At 63.7% G+C, this 16,446-nt stretch carries 19 protein-coding genes; 4 read left to right on the top strand and 15 right to left on the bottom strand.

The window, feature by feature from the left end:
- The first annotated feature begins 8 nt into the window (after positions 1 to 8).
- Positions 9 to 1,208, top strand: a complete 1,200-nt coding sequence (locus tag F455_RS0105950; protein WP_018972362.1) for a DUF1501 domain-containing protein — start codon at positions 9 to 11, stop codon at positions 1,206 to 1,208.
- A 47-nt stretch (positions 1,209 to 1,255) separates the two neighbouring features.
- On the opposite strand, the gene F455_RS0105945 is transcribed toward F455_RS0105950, so the two are convergent.
- The 4 genes from F455_RS0105945 to F455_RS0105930 all read right to left on the bottom strand — a co-directional run bounded on the left by F455_RS0105945 (position 1,256) and on the right by F455_RS0105930 (position 4,428).
- Positions 1,256 to 1,915 (bottom strand): hypothetical protein, encoded by a 660-nt coding sequence (locus F455_RS0105945; protein ID WP_018972361.1) that lies wholly within the window; start codon positions 1,913 to 1,915, stop codon positions 1,256 to 1,258.
- A 38-nt stretch (positions 1,916 to 1,953) separates the two neighbouring features.
- On the bottom strand, positions 1,954 to 2,718 hold the full coding sequence (locus tag F455_RS0105940; protein WP_018972360.1) for an AIM24 family protein: 765 nt from the start codon (positions 2,716 to 2,718) through the stop codon (positions 1,954 to 1,956).
- Between the two features lie 48 nt (positions 2,719 to 2,766).
- The gene (locus F455_RS0105935; RefSeq protein WP_018972359.1) at positions 2,767 to 3,828 is read right to left on the bottom strand and encodes a YncE family protein; all 1,062 of its coding nucleotides are present in this window, start codon (positions 3,826 to 3,828) and stop codon (positions 2,767 to 2,769) included.
- Between the two features lie 63 nt (positions 3,829 to 3,891).
- Positions 3,892 to 4,428, bottom strand: coding sequence for a DNA-deoxyinosine glycosylase (locus F455_RS0105930; protein ID WP_018972358.1), 537 nt, complete (start codon positions 4,426 to 4,428; stop codon positions 3,892 to 3,894).
- Positions 4,429 to 4,623: 195 nt separating this feature from the next.
- Here F455_RS0105930 and F455_RS0105925 point away from each other — a divergent pair, with 195 nt between their 5' ends.
- Entirely contained in the window at positions 4,624 to 4,851 is a 228-nt protein-coding gene (locus F455_RS0105925; protein WP_026293120.1) for a CsbD family protein, read from the top strand.
- A 135-nt stretch (positions 4,852 to 4,986) separates the two neighbouring features.
- On the opposite strand, the gene F455_RS0105920 is transcribed toward F455_RS0105925, so the two are convergent.
- The 6 genes from F455_RS0105920 to F455_RS0105895 all read right to left on the bottom strand — a co-directional run bounded on the left by F455_RS0105920 (position 4,987) and on the right by F455_RS0105895 (position 10,592).
- On the bottom strand, positions 4,987 to 5,529 hold the full coding sequence (locus F455_RS0105920) for a peroxiredoxin (RefSeq protein WP_018972356.1): 543 nt from the start codon (positions 5,527 to 5,529) through the stop codon (positions 4,987 to 4,989).
- A 104-nt stretch (positions 5,530 to 5,633) separates the two neighbouring features.
- Positions 5,634 to 6,023 carry a VOC family protein gene (locus tag F455_RS0105915; protein WP_018972355.1) on the bottom strand — a complete coding sequence of 130 codons (390 nt, stop codon included), beginning with the start codon at positions 6,021 to 6,023 and terminating at the stop codon, positions 5,634 to 5,636.
- A gap of 94 nt (positions 6,024 to 6,117) precedes the next feature.
- On the bottom strand, positions 6,118 to 6,888 hold the full coding sequence (locus tag F455_RS19930; protein WP_018972354.1) for a hypothetical protein: 771 nt from the start codon (positions 6,886 to 6,888) through the stop codon (positions 6,118 to 6,120).
- 75 nt (positions 6,889 to 6,963) lie between these two features.
- Complete coding sequence (locus F455_RS0105905) at positions 6,964 to 7,371, bottom strand: hypothetical protein (RefSeq protein ID WP_157578474.1); 408 nt, start codon at positions 7,369 to 7,371, stop codon at positions 6,964 to 6,966.
- 86 nt (positions 7,372 to 7,457) lie between these two features.
- A complete protein-coding gene (locus tag F455_RS0105900) occupies positions 7,458 to 8,045 on the bottom strand; it encodes a DUF4124 domain-containing protein (RefSeq protein WP_018972352.1) in 588 nt (195 codons plus the stop codon).
- 126 nt (positions 8,046 to 8,171) lie between these two features.
- Complete coding sequence (locus F455_RS0105895) at positions 8,172 to 10,592, bottom strand: TonB-dependent receptor (RefSeq protein ID WP_018972351.1); 2,421 nt, start codon at positions 10,590 to 10,592, stop codon at positions 8,172 to 8,174.
- 124 nt (positions 10,593 to 10,716) lie between these two features.
- Here F455_RS0105895 and dinB point away from each other — a divergent pair, with 124 nt between their 5' ends.
- Entirely contained in the window at positions 10,717 to 11,775 is a 1,059-nt protein-coding gene (dinB, locus tag F455_RS0105890; RefSeq protein WP_018972350.1) for a DNA polymerase IV, read from the top strand.
- A 365-nt stretch (positions 11,776 to 12,140) separates the two neighbouring features.
- A complete protein-coding gene (locus tag F455_RS0105885) occupies positions 12,141 to 12,689 on the top strand; it encodes a hypothetical protein (protein WP_026293119.1) in 549 nt (182 codons plus the stop codon).
- A gap of 38 nt (positions 12,690 to 12,727) precedes the next feature.
- Here the strand turns inward: F455_RS0105885 and F455_RS0105880 are convergent, their stop codons facing one another.
- From F455_RS0105880 to F455_RS19920, 5 genes are all read right to left on the bottom strand, one after another.
- On the bottom strand, positions 12,728 to 13,888 hold the full coding sequence (locus F455_RS0105880) for a glutathionylspermidine synthase family protein (RefSeq protein ID WP_018972349.1): 1,161 nt from the start codon (positions 13,886 to 13,888) through the stop codon (positions 12,728 to 12,730).
- A 3-nt stretch (positions 13,889 to 13,891) separates the two neighbouring features.
- On the bottom strand, positions 13,892 to 14,503 hold the full coding sequence (locus tag F455_RS21890) for a DUF1190 domain-containing protein (protein ID WP_018972348.1): 612 nt from the start codon (positions 14,501 to 14,503) through the stop codon (positions 13,892 to 13,894).
- A gap of 60 nt (positions 14,504 to 14,563) precedes the next feature.
- Positions 14,564 to 14,977: a DUF350 domain-containing protein gene (locus F455_RS0105870; protein ID WP_018972347.1), complete on the bottom strand. Its 414-nt coding sequence runs from the start codon at positions 14,975 to 14,977 to the stop codon at positions 14,564 to 14,566.
- 12 nt (positions 14,978 to 14,989) lie between these two features.
- Positions 14,990 to 15,610 carry a DUF2491 family protein gene (locus F455_RS0105865; protein WP_018972346.1) on the bottom strand — a complete coding sequence of 207 codons (621 nt, stop codon included), beginning with the start codon at positions 15,608 to 15,610 and terminating at the stop codon, positions 14,990 to 14,992.
- Positions 15,611 to 15,674: 64 nt separating this feature from the next.
- The gene (locus tag F455_RS19920; protein WP_018972345.1) at positions 15,675 to 16,445 is read right to left on the bottom strand and encodes a PspA/IM30 family protein; all 771 of its coding nucleotides are present in this window, start codon (positions 16,443 to 16,445) and stop codon (positions 15,675 to 15,677) included.
- Position 16,446: the final 1 nt, after the last annotated feature.

Below are 16,446 nucleotides of genomic sequence, written 5' to 3'. Positions count from 1 at the left end.
GTGCTCCCATGAATCGCCGCCACTTCCTCCAGATCGCAGCCAGCGTGTCCGCGCTGCCGATGTTGACTACCACCGGGCGTGTGTTCGCCGCACCGCTCGCCTCGCCGCGCTTCTTGCTCGTGTTCCTGCGCGGTGGCTACGACTGCGCGAACTTGCTGGTGCCGTATTCGAGCGACTTCTATTATCAATCGCGGCCGAACATCGCCGTGCCGAGGCCCGACCCGAAGTCCGACAGCGGCACGCTGGCACTCGACAGCGACTGGGCCCTGACGCCGGGACTGCGCAATTCAATCGGCGAAATGTACAAGAACAAGCAAGTCGCCTTCGTGCCGTTCGCCGGAACCGAAGATCTATCGCGCAGCCACTTCGAAACGCAGGACAACATCGAGCGCGGCGAGCCGGCCCAGGCGCGCGGCGATTTCAATTCAGGCTTCATGGCGCGCCTGTCCAGTACCTTGACGAGCAAGGCGCCCCCGATCGCCTTCACCGATGCGCTGCCGCTGACGTTCCGTGGCGCCAGCGACATCCCGAACATTTCGCTCAAGTCCGTGGGCAAGCCGGCCTACGACGATCGGCAAGCGGCAATCCTCACCTCGATGTACGAGGGTCATCGCCTGCAGGGCGCGGTCAACGACGGTCTCGAATTGCGCGCGCATGTGGCGAAGGAATTCGAGACCGAGATGAACCAAGCCAACCGCGGCGCGGTTAGCGCGAAGGGTTTCGCACTCGAGGCACAGCGCATCGCCAAGCTCATGCGCGACCAATACCGGCTCGGCTTCGTCGACATCGGCGGTTGGGACACGCATGTCAACGAAGGCAACGACAAGGGCCAGCTTGCGAACAATCTCGCCAACCTCGGCGACGGTCTCAAGGCGTTCGCGCAGGAACTTGGGGCCGAGTGGAAGAACACCGTCGTCGTCGTCGTCTCCGAATTCGGCCGCACCTTCCGCGAAAACGGCAACCGCGGCACCGACCACGGCCACGGTTCGGTCTACTGGGTGCTCGGCGGCGGCATCGACGGCGGCCGCATCGCCGGCGAACAGGTCAAGGTGCAGCAGTCCACATTGCTGCAGAACCGCGACTACCCCGTTCTCAACAATTATCGCAGCCTGCTCGCGGGCATGTATGTGCGCCTGTGGGGTTTGTCGCCGGCGCAGCTGGCAACGGTATTTCCGGAAACCAAGGCCGCCGATCTCAAGCTGGTGTGAAGCGCGCGTGACTGCGCCGGTTTGCGCGGGCGAAGCGCCGCTGGCAGCTAGCTCACGAGCCCACTATCCACGTTGGAAACAGCCTCGTAGAACCACTTTCCCGTGCTATCCCGTTTGCGTTCGACCAGCACGCTGCCGCCTCCCCAGAAGCAGGATCCGAAACTGATTCGCAATCGAGAACCCTCGCGCGATATCGCTCCGACGTACCCGTCAGCATCTTCAATGCGCTGATTGGGCACGCCGCTGGCGAAGCGCAGTTCGTGCTTGAGTAGGGCGCGAATGAAGGGCAGCGCGTCGGCAGCCCCAACCGAATTGTCGATTGCGAAATACTTGTCGGGTGTTTTGTCGAAAACTACCTTGCCGCTGGTGCGCGCAGCGTCGCACATGAGCTCGTCGGAATCTCGTGCGTGCTCACAATGCAGAACGTTCGTCTGCCCGGTATTTTCGCCCGTCACCTCGGGGCGATAGGTAATGAAAAGCTGCTGCGGCGCCGTCATCGACGAATAGCAGGTCGACAGACGCTTTCCCGCATCTTTCAACCAGGGTACTTTCGACTCGACCGCGGCGTCATCGACAAACAATGGCCCTTTCTTCGATCCCATTCCGCCAGGGCCCGTCAGATTCTCCTCGAACGGAAGCACGATTCGATCGCTTCCCTCAACCGTGCTGCAGACAATAATGATGACGAGTACGGCAAGCGATTTCATTGCGCACCTGTTGTCGGATGGTCGAAGGCACCTATCCTTCAGTTCTTGAACATCCCGCGCAACACCGCACCCGCGATGCCGCCAGCGATACCGGTCTCGACGTTCTCGACGGTTTCGCCCGCGCCGATATAAGGCTGCAGTGCGTGTGCGAGGCCAGGTACGGTCAGCGTCTGCAGCCAGACCTTGCCAGGCCCGGTCAGGCGCGCGATGAAAAGCCCGTCGCCGCCGAATACCGCGTTGGCGAAGCCGCGCATCAAGGTCACGTCGAAATTGACCGTGCCCGCGATCATGCCGACGTGACCCGGGTGTACTTTTATACTTTCACCCGGGGCCAGGTCGTAGACGACGGCCTCGCCGCCGAGCTCGACCCAGGCCGTGCATGGACCAGTCAGTTTCTGCATGACGAAACCGTTGCCGCCGAAGATGCCGGCGCCGAGCGAGCGCTGGAAGCCGGTCGCAAGCGTCACGCCTTCGGTCGCGCAGAGGAATCCATGGCGATGAATCAGATAGGATTCGCCCGCACGCACGTCCACCTGCTGGATCGTGCCTGGCACTTTCGCGGCGAACGCAATCACGCCCGGCGCCCCCGCTGCGGAATATTCGGTCATGAACAGGCCGCCACCGGAAAACGCGCGTCCGAGCGCGCCCCAAATGCCTTTTGCCCCCGCGGTGAATGCGGTCGTGCGCATCTGCACCGCGTCGGTCATCCACGAGAATTCGCCCGGCTCGGCGACGATCTTGTCGTTAGCTTCCAGTCCGATTTCCAGCACCGGCATGGTCGTGCCCGTGATCTTTGCTTTCATCGATATTCCCCTTGGGTCGGTTCAACCTGAAATTCGCAATGCTGTGGATCAAGGCTTGCCGGCCGTGCCGACGACGAGCACCTCGAAGCTGTCGTCGAGCACCGGTGCGCGCGGACGCGGCTGCTCCTTCGTCGGCTCCGGCTTCGGACCGAACTTCGCCGCGACAAGGTAGACGCGATGGCTTTCCGCGTCGAGTGCGAGCGTGCGCGCACTCGGCTGCGTCGACAAGGTCTGTACTATCGCGTAGTGATCGGCGTCGATCTGCTTGACGACGGTCAGCGTGCCGTCCGCGCCGTTGGAACTAAACACGAGACCGCGCTGTGCATCGTAGGCGGCCGCGTCGGGGCCCTTGCCGATCGCGACGCTGGCGACAGCCTTTCCGTTGACGCTGTCGGTCACGGCCATCTTTCCGTTCTGACAGACCGAGAACAGCCGGTGGTGCGCTTCGTCGAAGGCGAGGCCGGTTGGATCTTTGCAATCTTCGAGCTTCCATCTCGCCACCAGTTTCGCGCTGCGCGCATCGATCTGCGCGAGCTCGCTCGTGTCTTCGATGTTGAAGAAGATGCTGCCCTTGTCGTCCGTCACCGCGAACTCGGGCTTGCCGCCGACCACAATCGTGGCGACGGTCTTCTCGGTCTGCGGATCGATCACGCTGACATCCTTGCTGCGGCCGTTGAACGTGAACAGGTGCCTGCTCGCTTTGTCGTAGAGGATTGCATCCGGATTGTGCCCGCTCACGGCGATCGTACCCGTGGGCTTGAGCGTGGCGAGATCGAATACGCTGAGACTGTCCGCGCGGCCATTGCTCGTGTAGCCGCGGCCGAGCTCACGCACGAGCGCGACACCGTGCACGCCGTCGGTGCCCGGAATGGTCGCCGTAAGCGCGCCGTCGGCCAGGTCGACCACGAGCACGCGATCGGAACGGCTGACGAACAAGTGCCGGGAGGCCGGATCGGCCAGTAGATAATCCCATCCTCCGGCGCCGCCGATGACATGGCGGCCGACGATCGCATAGGCGGGCACGTCGGTCTTCGCCAACGACTCGGCGTGCGCGACAAGACTCAGCGCAAGCAAGCCTGCCGAGCAGGCAACGGTGCGGAACAGGCGCATGCGACGACCTCGGGCAACGGAACCGGTGGTCGCGAGTGTCGCGCAGTGCGCGTTGGATTTTCCCTAAACGTCCTTCGCGTAGCGCAGCAAGACGCGCCACTGCGCGAATTTCGCCGTGCGCGGGATCGATGCGTTGGCCGGACTCGTCGACGGCAGCGCGAGTACGTCGATGCGCTCGTGCAACGCGGCATCCAGCTTCGGCTCGATATGCCGGCGGAATCCCTCGGCCGCTTTGCCACCGTTGAGCGCGATCGCGCGGATCGCGGGTTCGCGTGCGAGCAGCTGCGGGATAGCGTTCGGCACCTCGCTCGCCTTGACGATGCTGCTGTCGAGGCTGCCGGGCCGCTCGACCTGCCGATATACATCCCAGATGCCGATGCCTCGCGCATGAAGCCGCCTGATCCGTTCCGCATAGGGCAATTCGCGACCTGCGTCGAACATTTCGCCCATGAACGTCCAGAACAGATTCTGCGCATGGCCGTAAGACTGGCGCAGTTCGAGTGAGCGCAGCGACGGCACCGTGCCGAGCACGAGCACGCGGCAGTCCGCACCGACTTGGGGCGGAAAACTCGCAACCTTGTGAGAGACGGGCTTCTGCATGAACGAACACTTTTATACAAGTATATTTATTCACGATGCTCAGTCATGTTGATGAACCCTGGGCGAACGTGAGAACCGATAACCGTGGATTAACGCCGATCTAATCGGCGCTTCACTTCGCCTGCGTAACATGCTCCGGGCGCCGCTATGGTCAGAGAATAGTGGCGTATCTTCCTTCCTCAACGGAGAAACATGGTGAACGCAGACATCATCCACGCCAACTGGACCCGACTACGCGGACCGATGCAAGAGAATTGGAGCAAGCTGACCGCCGCCGACCTCGCGCGCACCGACGGCGACCATAAGTATCTGGTCGATCGGCTGCAGGTGCGCTACGGCTGGCAGAAAGACAAGGCCGAACAGGAATGCTCGATGTTCGAGCAGCACATGCAGGGCGCCATGAAGCGGCAGCACGCCGCCTGATCGCGCACTGCGCAACATTCATCAACTTCACTGCGAGTAAGCCAACGATGCGGACGCCGCGCTACGAAAACGTGCGCGGCTTCCGCATCTTCTTTCGGAACCTACTCGAAACTACTAAGCTTTGAAGCCGGATTCTCAGGCGCCGTTCTTCAGCGCGGCGAGATCGGTGAGCACCTGGCCGGAATTTTCCTTCGGATCGACGCCTACGTAGTGCTTGGCGACCTTGCCGGCCGGATCGATGAGAAAGGTCTCGCGTTTGGCGTAGCTCATTTTCATCTTTTCGCTGTAGGTGAGCACGCCATAGGCCTTGGCGGTCGCCTGCGTGTTGTCGGACAACAGCGGGAACGGCACGTGATACTTCTCGGCGAACGCCGCGTGCGACTTGATGTCATCAAGACTGACGCCGAGCACCTCGGCGCCGGCCTTGCGCAGCTTGAGCACGTCGTCGCGGAACGTGCAGACCTCGGTCGTGCAGCCCGGCGTATCGTCCTTCGGATAGAAGTAGAGCACGACCCACTTGCCGCGGTACTGGTCGAGCGTGCGCCAATCGCCCTTCTGGTCCTGCAGCTTGAATGTGGGTGCCGCGGTGCCGACGGCCGGGGCCGTGTCCTCGGCATGAACCTGGCATGCGATGGCCGCGGCGGCGACCAGGGCGACAAAACGAAAACCGATTTTCATGGCGTGTCTCCTTGGGGGATAAACGACAGACCGGCGCGCACGGCTATTTCTTGCGCGAGGGTTGCCGGTGATGGATTTCGCGCTATTGCAAGACATGGCTAACCTCACTTCATCTGCAGCAGATCCCATTTGTTGCCGTACAGATCCTCGAATACCGCGACCGTGCCGTAAGCCTCGTGGCGCGGCGCCTCGTGGAACTTCACGCCTTGCGTGAGCATGCGCGCGTGATCACGCGCGAAATCATCGGTGTGCAGGAACAGGAACACGCGGCCACCGGTCTGGTCGCCCATATGCGCGCGCTGTTCCGGCGTCGCCGCTTGCGCGAGCAGCAGCGGCGTCGCGGCGTCGCGTGCAGGCGCGACGAGCACCCAGCGCTTGCCGCCGCCGAGGTCCGCGTCGTCGACCACGACGAAGTCGAGGCAGCGCACGTACCACGCAATCGCCTCGTCGTAATCGCGCACGACGAGGCTGACGGCGCCGATTTTCCTAGTCATGAAGAGACTTGTTTCGATTCGAGGCTTTGCCTTGGCATGCAGCAAGCTCCAGCGATGGGGTTGCGAAGGGGAGAAGCGCAGCTCTCCCCTTCGATCAATTATGTTTCTTCGTCGTGTTCGGCAGATGCGACATATCGAGGCCGCCGGTCTCGAATACGAGCGTCTTCTTGCCGTCGCCGGCGAGGACGACGTCGATCGCAACCTTCTTGGTCTTCAGCACGCGTGCAATGAAGGCCTTGTCGTCGTCGATGAACAGCGCCGGTTCGCCGGTCGGCGGGATCGTCGCCTTCCACGGCTTGGCCGGCTCGCCGTCGAAGCTGACCGGCAAGGTCTTGCAGCCTGACTTGCAGTTGAACTTCTCGTTATCGAGGATCAGATACACCGTCTGGCCCCACTCGGGGTGCTGGCGCAGGATCAGGCGCACGTGCTTGGCATCCTTGCCGGTCAGGCCGGGCGGCGTCAGCGGCGGATTGTTCTCGATCGAACCGGCGTACTGCGTGCCGCCCTTGACCGAGGTGACCGTGTACGCCCACAGGCGCGCGAGGCGACGCGCCTCGCCCTCTTCCTTGGCCTTCGCCGTGACCTCGGTTAGCGTTTCTTTGATCTTCGCGGCGGCGGCGCTGTCCGGATATTTCGCGACAGCTTCCGCGCCGACCTGCGCGGCGATGTCGAGGCTGCCGCTCGCGCGCATCCGCTCGTAGAGCTTCAGGCCTTTCTCGGCTTGAGCCTCGGCGTTCGCCTTCGCCGCGGCAGCGGCATCCTGTGCCGGTGCGGCAGCCGGCGCCGGAGGAGCCGATGGGTTCGAACAAGCCGCAACGAGCACTACGCCCAAGGTGGCGATATTGAAAAGCGGCCGCTGCATCATGACGCATCTCGTTATCCGATCGAGCGTCAACGATACCCCATTTGGTTGCGCATTCCGAACGAGCGTACGCCTGGCCTATTGGACGTCGCGCTTCAGCACCTCGGACAGCCATTCGGCATAGACATGCGCCGTTTCCAGCGAACCGCTGCGCAGGCCACGCGTCGCGATGTCGAGCGCGTGCTGCAGTTGCTGCCTCTGCGCCGGCGTCGCGGCTTCGTCGTGCAGCGCACCGCCGCCGGACCCCATGCCCGCGCACGGATTTTCTGCGCGTGCGTCGAACCGCTTGTCGTCCGGATCGACGATGCAGTTGATCACATGATGGAAATGGGCACGTGCGCTGGTCAGGCGATCCGCTGCACGCGCCATCTCCGCATGGATCTGCGCCGTGATCGCCTCGATGCGCTGCGCCGGTGCGGCAAAGCCGTACGGCACCGCCGTTCCCATCATCAAAGCCGCGGCCACGAGCCTGCTGATACTTGTCATCGGAATCCCCTGTCGGACGAGAAGTGCTGCATGCGGCAGCTTATCCTTCTGACCGGAACGAGCGCATTTTTCTTGCATGGGCCGCGTCAACGGCAGGGATCGTGGCCGAGATTCTTGTCGTAGGTAGACACGTCCTGGTCGTGGATATGGCCGCTGCGTCCGGCAGCGCCGGCGCGGCGCATTTCGTAGCAGGCGTCCTCGCGCGCGATGCGCGTCGAGGTGACCGCAACCGATTTCGTCGCCGCACCCTTCGCACCCGCACCGCGTCCGCGCTGCGTAGTGCCCTGGTCGGCGGCGGCGACCGAGCGCGGACAAGCGCTGTAGCGATAGAACACTTGGCCGTCACTGGTGCGGCATTCGTACGCGCCACTGGCACGCGGCTCGCCGCGATGCGCCGACTGCCGAATGCGCTCGACTCGCTGCGCTCTGCGCACGTCCACTTCGCGGTCGACCGCGTACTGTGGCGACGCCGCATATGCCGGGGTCGGCGCAAGCGCAACGACGGATTGGTCGGCAGCCCGTGCGCAGGGCTGATCCTGGAAGCTCGCCGCACCGCGCGCATCGGTACATTTATATACTTCGGCGCGCACGCCCGCGGCATAGCTGGCGAGCAGCAGCACGGCGAGCCATTCGTACCAGCGCAGCGGTCGCGGCGTGCGTTCGAGATCGAGCATGGCGTGTCCTCCCCGTTTTCGCAGCATCCTGCGCCACGTCCGATTTCGTCGCCATGCGCAAACGACGCTGCGCGGTGTAGGAAATCACCGATCCGTGACGCTGCCGATTTCCGCTCGGCGCGAACGCTACAGCTTGGTCGAAAACGTCACGAAGAACTGGCGCGGTGGAATCGGATAGGTGCTGTAGGTACCCGACGCGGCGCCGACGATGACTTCGTAGACGCCCTTCTTGTTGGCAAGGTTGCTGACGTTGAAGCTGAGCTTCGCATCGTGCAGCCCATTGTCTTCGAGCGGCAGCGCGTAGGAGGCCTGCAGGCTGGTAAGAAAATAGCTCGGCACGGACAGGTCGTTAGTGTAGGTGGCATAGCGCTTGCCGACGTAGTCGCCGATCAGCTGGGCCTCGAACGCGTCAAACTTCGCGCTGAGCACGGACTTGTTCATCCAATCGGGGCTGGCCGGGACGTTCTTGCCGGCGGTCGGCACCACGGTCGTGCCGCCGGTCGTGTAGTTGTCCTGATATTGCGAGCGGTTGTACGAGACCGCGTCGTAGAAGCTGAAGTGCTCGCCGAAGTGCAGGGTCGCGGCGAGATCGATGCCGTCGGTCTTCACATCGCCGACGTTGTTGATTACCACGGCGCCCGGGTTGATCGTAGTAAACCCCGCCGTGGCGCCCACGCTCAGCAGGCGGTTGGCGAAATCGACGTGGTAGGCACTGACCTGACCGTCGACGGCGCTGATCGGCCCGAACTGCATCTCATGCTGGAAGCGCCAACCGGCTTCATACGCCCACGCAGTTTCGGGCGCGACGTTCTGCTTGAACGCGTTGAACAGATCCTGGCTGCCAAGGCTCCACGGCGATAGGCCGCCCGCGCCGTAGGTGATGAACTGGCGCATGTTCTTCTGCACGTTGACGAAGAGCTGGTCTTCGGCCGTGACATCCCACAACGCACCAACCTGCGGCAGGAATTTCTCGCGCGTGTAGATGCGTCCGCTCGGCAATTCCAGGAAACCCACGGTCGAATTCGGCAGCGGCGAGATCGGCGCCCAGCCGTGCGCGAATTGATAACTGGCCTTGAAACCGGCCTGCAGGCGGACGCTGTCGCTCAATTTCCATTGGTCCTGCACGTAGGGCTGCACGACTTCGTTCTTGATCTCGCTGTTGTACTGCGTGATCAGCGGCGTCAGCGAATCGCCCGGACGCTGATACGGGCTGGTCGGATGATTGACGTCGAGCGCGTACCAGCGGCGGTTGGTCGAGGAGCGATTCATTTCGTACCAGAGGCCGGCGTCGAGCTGGTGGTCGCCAAGCTGCCAGTCGAACGAGGAAAGCCAGCCGCGCCGGTTGATGTCGTACTCGGTCGTGCGCGTGGCGTAGCCGGAGCCGCCGAATACGGTTTTCAGATCCTGCCCCGGAAAGTACGCGCCGAACAGCTTCGGCAAACCCGCGACCTGGATCGGGCCCGCGACGACACCGACGCCGTCGTCGTGGTGATAGTAGACCTGGTTCGACCAGGTCATCGCATCGTTCAATCGCCACTCGTACTTGGCATACGTGAGATAGTCGGTGCGCTGCGCGTCGCTGTAGTAGTTGCGATAGTTGTTGCCGGCCGAGGCGGGCGGCGCGCCGTTCGCTCCGAGGTAGGCGAGCGCCTGCGCAAAGTTCGGGTAGATGAACGGACGATTGTCCGGCCGCGGCGTACCCTCGCCCGCGCCGCTCGCCGAGCGGTAGAGACTGTCCTCGTTCGGCTCGATCTTGTCCGAGTAGGCGACATACACGGTGAGTTTGCCGTGCTCGTCGTCATGCACGAACTTGCCGTTCGCCTGCCAGCCGCGCTGATGGCCGGCGAAGTCCCAAGCGCGTTGGTCCTGGTGCATGATCGAGGCATAGGCCGAGTTGCCGCTGCCGAACTCGCCGGTGTCGTAACGCAGGAACGTGCGTGTAGTCGCGTTGCTACCGAGTGTCTGGTTGATTTGCACGCCGCTCTGCTTGGTCGGATCGGACGAGAACGTCGCCACCGTGCCGCCGAGATTCGAGGTCGATGCGGTCGACAGGTCGCCCGCACCCGAGGCCAGCGTCACTGCGCCGACATTCTCGCTGATCACCGCACGCTGCGGCGAGAGGCCGTTGTAGTTGCCGTACTGCTGGTCGCCGAGCGGGACGCCGTCGAGCGTATAACCGAGTTGCTGGGTCGAGAAGCCGTGGATGAACAGCAGCGTGTTCTGCTCGTTGTTGCCCCACGGATCGGCGGTGAGATAGAGCACGCCGGGCAGGGTCTGGATCGCCTTGAGCGGGCTCGCGCCGGGCAGGATCTTCTGGATCTCCGCGCCGCTCAACGATACGGCCGAGCGCGTCGAGTTCTTCGCGCTGACGACCACGGAATCGAGCTGGCTGGCGCCGTCGGGCGCCGCGGCGTCCGTTGCGTCGGCGGGCGCTGCGGTTTCCGCGGCCCCGATTCGCGCGGCCGTCAGCGCGCAGAACACCGCCGCGGAGAGCAGGCACAGCCGTTGTCCGCGCGCGTGAGCGCGCGACGAATTCGTCTTGGTCATGATTCGTCCTCGAGTTTGGGGCGATGCGCGCCCACTGCTCCGCAGCATGCGGCGCTGCATCATGGCGACGATGCTAGGCAGAGCGTGTGTCAGCAAAGTTGCAGCGCGATGGCACAATTCGCTCATGCGCAAGATCGTGCACATCGACATGGATGCCTTCTACGCCAGCGTCGAGCAACGCGACGAGCCGAGCCTGCGCGGCAAGCCCGTCGTCGTCGCCTGGCGCGGCGCGCGCTCCGTTGTTTGCGCAGCTTCGTACGAAGCGCGCAAGTTCGGCGTGCGCTCGGCGATGCCCGCACTGCGCGCGGCACGCCTGTGTCCGCAGGCGGTGTTCGTGCCGCCGGATTTCTCGCGCTATCGCGCCGTGTCGAAACAGGTGCGCGAGATCTTCCACAAACACACCGATCTCGTCGAACCGCTCTCGCTCGACGAAGCCTATCTCGACGTGACCACGCCGAAGACGGACTACGCTTCCGCCACCGCGATCGCGAAAGCGATCCGTGCGGAGATCTTCGAGACGACGCAGCTGACCGCCTCGGCCGGCATCGCGCCGAACAAGTTCCTCGCCAAGATCGCCTCCGACTGGCGCAAGCCGAACGGCCTGTTCGTGATCAAGCCCGAACAGGCCGAAACGTTTCTCGCTCCGTTGGACGTGGCCAAGATTCCCGGCGTCGGCAAGGTGATGAACGCGAAGCTCGAGGCGCTCGGCGTGCATACCTGCTCCGACTTGCGCGCGTTCGACCTGCGCGAGCTCGAGCGCCGCTTCGGCCGTTACGGCCTGCGTCTGCGCGAGCTGAGCCTCGGCATCGACGAGCGCCGGGTGAATCCCGATCAGAGCGTGCAGTCGATTTCCTCCGAAGACACGTTCGCGCACGACGTGCTGCTGAGCGAGATCGAACCGATGATCCGCGAACTCGCCGCGAAGACCTGGTCGGCGACGCGCAAAACCGACCGCATCGGCCGCACCGTCGTGCTCAAGCTCAAGACCGCCGACTTCCACATCCTCACGCGCAGCCACACGCCGCCCGTGCCGCCGCAGACAGAAGAGGCATTCGTTGCGCTCGCTGTGGGTCTACGCGAACGCGTCGACCTGCCGCCGCGCACGCGCTACCGCCTTGTCGGCGTCGGCTTGAGCAATTTCATCGATGCCGATGAGTCACTCGCGCAGTCGGAATTGTTCTAGAACCTGTCGGTTTCCGCGCCGACTATTTCGTCGCAGACAATGTATAAATGTGGATTTATTCAACATCCGCGATTCACAGCCGCTAATGAAGTCGCCGGACAGAATTCACAATGTCTACGCATTGCGTGCCTTTGTGGATTCTTCGTGGATTCAGGCGTTTCTAACGGCATCGCGGCACCGCGCTCGCTAGGCTGCCGTTGCCCTGCGGCCGCGTACCCGGACGCAGCGCACCCGTCGCGCCGATGCAGTTTTCCAAGCGCCCGATCGAGGGACAAGCCGACAAGCTCGAGTCGGCGTCCGTGGTCCCGAGGTCGAGCAAGTCCACGCATCGGCGCGACGGTCTCCCTTCTTTCCGAGGTTGCATCATGAAAACCAGACTGCTCTCCCTTCCGCTCGCGCTCTCGATCGTCGTAGTCGGACCTGCCTTCGCACAAACTGCCGCCGCCGTGCCCAGCGCGGTCACTAGCGCGGCCACCACGGCCGAAACCGCCTGCACGCAAGTCCGTTCGGACGAACTGCAATACCGGATCCAGGTCGCGCTCGGCGATTCCACCACCGCAGCCGCCGCGCAAGCGACGCTAGCCGCCGACCGCACCGCGTTGCAGACCGCGCTGCAGGCGCTGCACACGGCGGTACAGTCGTATCTTTCCACTGACGACGCCGCACTGAAGAATGCGCACGCTCAGCTCGAAACCGATTTCAGCCAGCTGAAAACCGACGCCGCGGCCGGCAACGGCAGCACCGCGGCCGACCAGACCAAGATCGCGACCGACGCGGCTGCCGTGCAGACCGCCGAAGCGCAGCTCGCTGCCGATCACCTCGCGCTCGCCAACGCCGGTGCCATGCCGCATTGTGGCGGCGGACCGGGCGGACGGGGTGGTCCCGACGGCGGGCATCATCGGCCCGGGTTCTGATCGTGAGAGACAAGCGCAGCGGGCGCGGCCCGCTGCGCTTATTCGATAACGTGCGGCAGGAAGCGCGCGGTGTCGCGCGTGATCAGCGTCGCGTCCTCGCGGACACCGACGCCGGACGGACGGTCGCCGATCACCCAGCTGCCGATCAGCGGATAGCCGCCGGCGAAATGCGGCAGCGGATGCACGGCCTGGCGGATCGTCGGCGCGTCGTCGTACGGGCCCTCGCTCGCCGCCGTCGTGTCATCGGCGAGGTGCATTTCGATGTTCGCGCCTTCGCGCGAGAAAAACGGCTTGCGCACCCAGCCGGTGGGTAGCGCGGCGCGCGCATCGTCTTCGAAGAACGCCGGCAGCAAGTTCGGATGATTTTCGTGGCGCTGCCAGAGCAGCGGCAGCACGCCTTTGTTCGACAGGATCGCCTTCCACGGCGGTTCGATCAGGTGGATGCCCGATTTCGGCAACGCGCTGCCGAACTCTTCCGCGAACATGAATTCGAGCGGATAAAGCTTGAACAGTGTGCCGATCACGTAGTCATCGAGATCGGTGAAGCGACTGTCTTTCGCCAAACCGATGTCCTCGATCGCGATCGCTTTCGTCGCAATGCCGGCCTGCTCGGCGCAGTCGCGCAAATAAGTGATGGTCGCCTGATCTTCGACCGACTCGCGCACGGCGGAAAAATAGAACGGCCGCGGCAAACGCTTGGCGATCAAGCCGAACGCCTCGATCAGGTTTTCCTGGATCAGGTTGTACTGGTCGGACTGCGCCGGCAACGCGCCGAGCCGCTTCTGCTCCTCGAGCCATTGCCATTGGAAGAACGCCGCTTCATAAAGCGAGGTCGGCGTGTCGTAGTTGAACTCGTAGAGTTTCGCCGGGCCGCGGCCGTCGTAAGCGAGGTCCATGCGGCCGTAGACGTGCGGCTCGGCGGTACGCCACGACTCGGCAATCCAGTTCCAGTACGCTTCGGGAATCGCGAGCCGTTTCAGCAGCGCGTCGTCGCGCACGCAGTCGGCGACGAAGTCCATCGCCATCTCGTGCAACTCGCCGCTCGGGGCTTCGATATCGCGCTCGATTTCCTCGATTGTGAAGGCGTAATACGCGCGCTCGTCCCAATACACCTCGCCATCGATGGTGTGAAAGCGGAAACCGAGCGCCTCCGCGCTCGCGCGCCAGTCCGGCCGCTCGGCAATCTCGACGCGGCGCATGGCTCAGCCGCCGGCGGACGACGACGAGCCGTGCGCGCTACTGCTCGATCGACCACTCCAGCCGCTGCGTGCCGCGGCCACCGAGCCGAAGCCCGACCGCGACACGGTGACCGCGCGGTTCGGCGTGATGTCGACCGAATGGTACGAACGTGTCGTCGAGCTGCTGCCCGAGACGCCGCCGCCGAAGCCGCTGAAGCGATCGTCACCGTACTGGGTGTACTGCCCGCTGCGGAAACGATAGATCGGCGCCGAGTCGTAGTAACCCGACGGGTAGCGCGGTGACATCAATTGCGAGATCAGGAAGCCCGCCATCAGCGGCGTCCACAGGCTCGATTCGTTCGCGCCGTCGTGCACGACGCGCTCGCGGCACAGATCGCCGAATTGGGCGATGCACTCGTCCTTGGTCTTGAACTTCGGCGAGTTCGCCTCGTTCGCCTTGGCGGCGTTGTCGAAGGCGCGCTGGCAGACGTCGGCGGCGTTGCCGTCCTTTTCGCAGGCGGCGATGTCGGTGTAGAAACCCTTGCGCAACGTTTCTTCCGGCGCGTCGTCGCAGCCCGCTAGCAGCAGCGGAGCGGGCGCCATCAGCACGAGGGTCAGGGCACGGGAACGTTTCATCGAGTGGTCCTCACGGTGAGCATTCAACAAAGTCGCGCGGCAACGGACTTGGTTCGATGCTCAATACGTCATGCTTGCGGCATTGAGGATGCCGACGCCGATCGAGATGCCAGCGAGGAAAAGCGCGGGTGCGCGCTCGTCGTTGCTGATCTCCTCGGAGATGTGCGGCAGGAACCAGTGCACGACCAGGAAGGTCAGCGCCTGCACCACGAGCGCGACGAAACTCCAGATCAAGCAGTCTAGCCAGCTCACCGATTGCGCCGTCGCCGTCGCCACCGGAATGATGAAACCAAGCAGTGCGCCGATGAACGAGATGGAAGCGGCTTCCTTGTTCTCGCGGATCAGGCGCATCTCGTCGTGCGGCGTGATCCACAGATAGATCACGACGAACACGGCAGTCACGCCGAGCGCGAGGCCGAAGTAAGCGAGGAACGCGGGCAAGGTGCTCAACGAATGGGCAAGGTCGGTCGGCATGACGCAACTCCTTCAGGTGATCTCGAATTCGGCCGTGGACAGCGCAATGCCGACAGCCTGGCTGATGACGAAGTCCGTGGGTCCGGAATCCTCGCCGGCGACGAGCAGCAATTCGTTGCGATCCATGCCCGGCAGCTCGCGCGAGTAGAGCATCGAATACAGGGTCAGGTCGTAGTCGGCCGTCGTCATGTTTTTCTTGTAGACGCTTTCCTCGAGCGGCACCGGCGGCGTCATGCCCTCGCCTTCGCCCCAGACACGCCGATAAGTGGAATTGCCAAGCGTGTAGTCGGGCAGACGTCCCGCCGTGCACCAGCGCTCGAACGCATCCTTGTTTACGGGATTGATCGATTCGGCATAGACGAACAGGTTGACGTCGCCCGCCTCGCCGTTGGCCGTCGCGATCTGCAGGAACGCATCGTCGGTCAGGTACAGGCGATAGAGGCGATTGCCCTCGCCGAGGTCGATGTCGCCGATCGCTTCGATCGTCTGCGGGCTGGACGGCCATTCGAAATTGAATGCGTCCGCGCCGAGCTTACCGGTGAGGTCATCGAAGGTTACCGCGCCGCGCAGGCGCGCGCCGTAGGGCAGCTTCGCCACAGACGCGTCGTTTGATTTGTTGCCGAACCAATCCATCGACAAATCCCCTTATCTACTGCTCGTCATCCCGGCAGGGAATGCCGGGATGGCTGCATGCGACTCAACCCGCTTTCGCTTTCTCGGCTGGCACCGCGAGCGCTGGGCTCGCGGCCGGCGCACCAAGCTGTGCCGGCGGCTCGACCGTCGCGGTGACCTTCTGGTAGCGCGCGAGCACGTCGTCGGCGCTGACGCTGCCGGCGACAAGGCCCGCCTGCGCGAGGCGTGCTTCGAGATCGCCGTCGCCTTCGCTCTTGGCCAGTGCGTCCGCCGCCTCGATCTGCGCGCCGCGCTCGGCCTGTTGCGCCTTGACCCGATCAAGCGAATCGAGCGCGGTGCGCAGCTTGGCGTTCTGGCCGCTGTGGCGCGCGGCGATCACCGACTGCGAGCGCAATACGCTTTCGTTGACCTTGACCTGATCGACCTGTTGCTGCAAGCCGGTGATGCGCCGGTCGGCGGTTCTGATCGCGTCGTGCATCTTCTCGATCGCCGCGGCAAGCGAGGCGTAGTCCTTCTGCTCGCCGGCAAGTTCGCTCTCGAGCTGGGCGACCTTCGCCGCGACCTCGCGCGCGAGGTTCTGGTCGTTGGTCGCGAGCAGGCGTGCGATGTGACCTTCGTACTCGGCCTTCTTCGCCTGCTTGGCCTGCAACTTGTCGCCGGCGAGCTTCTGCTGGGCCATCAAGCGCGCAAGTTCGTCCTTGGCACGCACGGATTCGTTCTGCGCGTCACGGATCTCCTGATCGAGAATGCGCACGGCATTCTTGTCGACGATGGACTGGCCGGCTTCGGTCGCCGCGCCGCGGAACAGGGTGAGAATTTTTTCCAGGATGCTCATC

The organism is Rudaea cellulosilytica DSM 22992 (genome assembly GCF_000378125.1).
Taxonomy (GTDB): domain Bacteria; phylum Pseudomonadota; class Gammaproteobacteria; order Xanthomonadales; family Rhodanobacteraceae; genus Rudaea; species Rudaea cellulosilytica.
The sequence above is the reverse complement of the archived record's forward strand: the minus strand, read 5'-3'. Positions and strand labels throughout refer to the sequence as shown.

Bases quoted from the DNA above. Each gene is read 5' to 3' on its own strand.
- F455_RS0105930 (WP_018972358.1), bottom strand. From the start codon at position 4,428: ATGCAGAAGCCCGTCTCTCACAAGGTTGCGAGTTTTCCGCCCCAAGTC.
- F455_RS0105865 (WP_018972346.1), bottom strand. From the start codon at position 15,610: ATGGATTGGTTCGGCAACAAATCAAACGACGCGTCTGTGGCGAAGCTG.
- F455_RS0105870 (WP_018972347.1), bottom strand. From the start codon at position 14,977: ATGCCGACCGACCTTGCCCATTCGTTGAGCACCTTGCCCGCGTTCCTC.
- F455_RS0105940 (WP_018972360.1), bottom strand. From the start codon at position 2,718: ATGAAAGCAAAGATCACGGGCACGACCATGCCGGTGCTGGAAATCGGA.
- F455_RS21890 (WP_018972348.1), bottom strand. From the start codon at position 14,503: ATGAAACGTTCCCGTGCCCTGACCCTCGTGCTGATGGCGCCCGCTCCG.
- F455_RS19930 (WP_018972354.1), bottom strand. From the start codon at position 6,888: ATGATGCAGCGGCCGCTTTTCAATATCGCCACCTTGGGCGTAGTGCTC.
- F455_RS0105885 (WP_026293119.1), top strand. From the start codon at position 12,141: ATGAAAACCAGACTGCTCTCCCTTCCGCTCGCGCTCTCGATCGTCGTA.
- dinB (WP_018972350.1), top strand. From the start codon at position 10,717: ATGCGCAAGATCGTGCACATCGACATGGATGCCTTCTACGCCAGCGTC.
- F455_RS0105880 (WP_018972349.1), bottom strand. From the start codon at position 13,888: ATGCGCCGCGTCGAGATTGCCGAGCGGCCGGACTGGCGCGCGAGCGCG.
- F455_RS0105905 (WP_157578474.1), bottom strand. From the start codon at position 7,371: ATGACAAGTATCAGCAGGCTCGTGGCCGCGGCTTTGATGATGGGAACG.
- F455_RS0105895 (WP_018972351.1), bottom strand. From the start codon at position 10,592: ATGACCAAGACGAATTCGTCGCGCGCTCACGCGCGCGGACAACGGCTG.
- F455_RS0105915 (WP_018972355.1), bottom strand. From the start codon at position 6,023: ATGACTAGGAAAATCGGCGCCGTCAGCCTCGTCGTGCGCGATTACGAC.
- F455_RS0105945 (WP_018972361.1), bottom strand. From the start codon at position 1,915: ATGAAATCGCTTGCCGTACTCGTCATCATTATTGTCTGCAGCACGGTT.
- F455_RS0105950 (WP_018972362.1), top strand. From the start codon at position 9: ATGAATCGCCGCCACTTCCTCCAGATCGCAGCCAGCGTGTCCGCGCTG.
- F455_RS0105920 (WP_018972356.1), bottom strand. From the start codon at position 5,529: ATGAAAATCGGTTTTCGTTTTGTCGCCCTGGTCGCCGCCGCGGCCATC.
- F455_RS0105935 (WP_018972359.1), bottom strand. From the start codon at position 3,828: ATGCGCCTGTTCCGCACCGTTGCCTGCTCGGCAGGCTTGCTTGCGCTG.
- F455_RS0105900 (WP_018972352.1), bottom strand. From the start codon at position 8,045: ATGCTCGATCTCGAACGCACGCCGCGACCGCTGCGCTGGTACGAATGG.
- F455_RS19920 (WP_018972345.1), bottom strand. From the start codon at position 16,445: ATGAGCATCCTGGAAAAAATTCTCACCCTGTTCCGCGGCGCGGCGACC.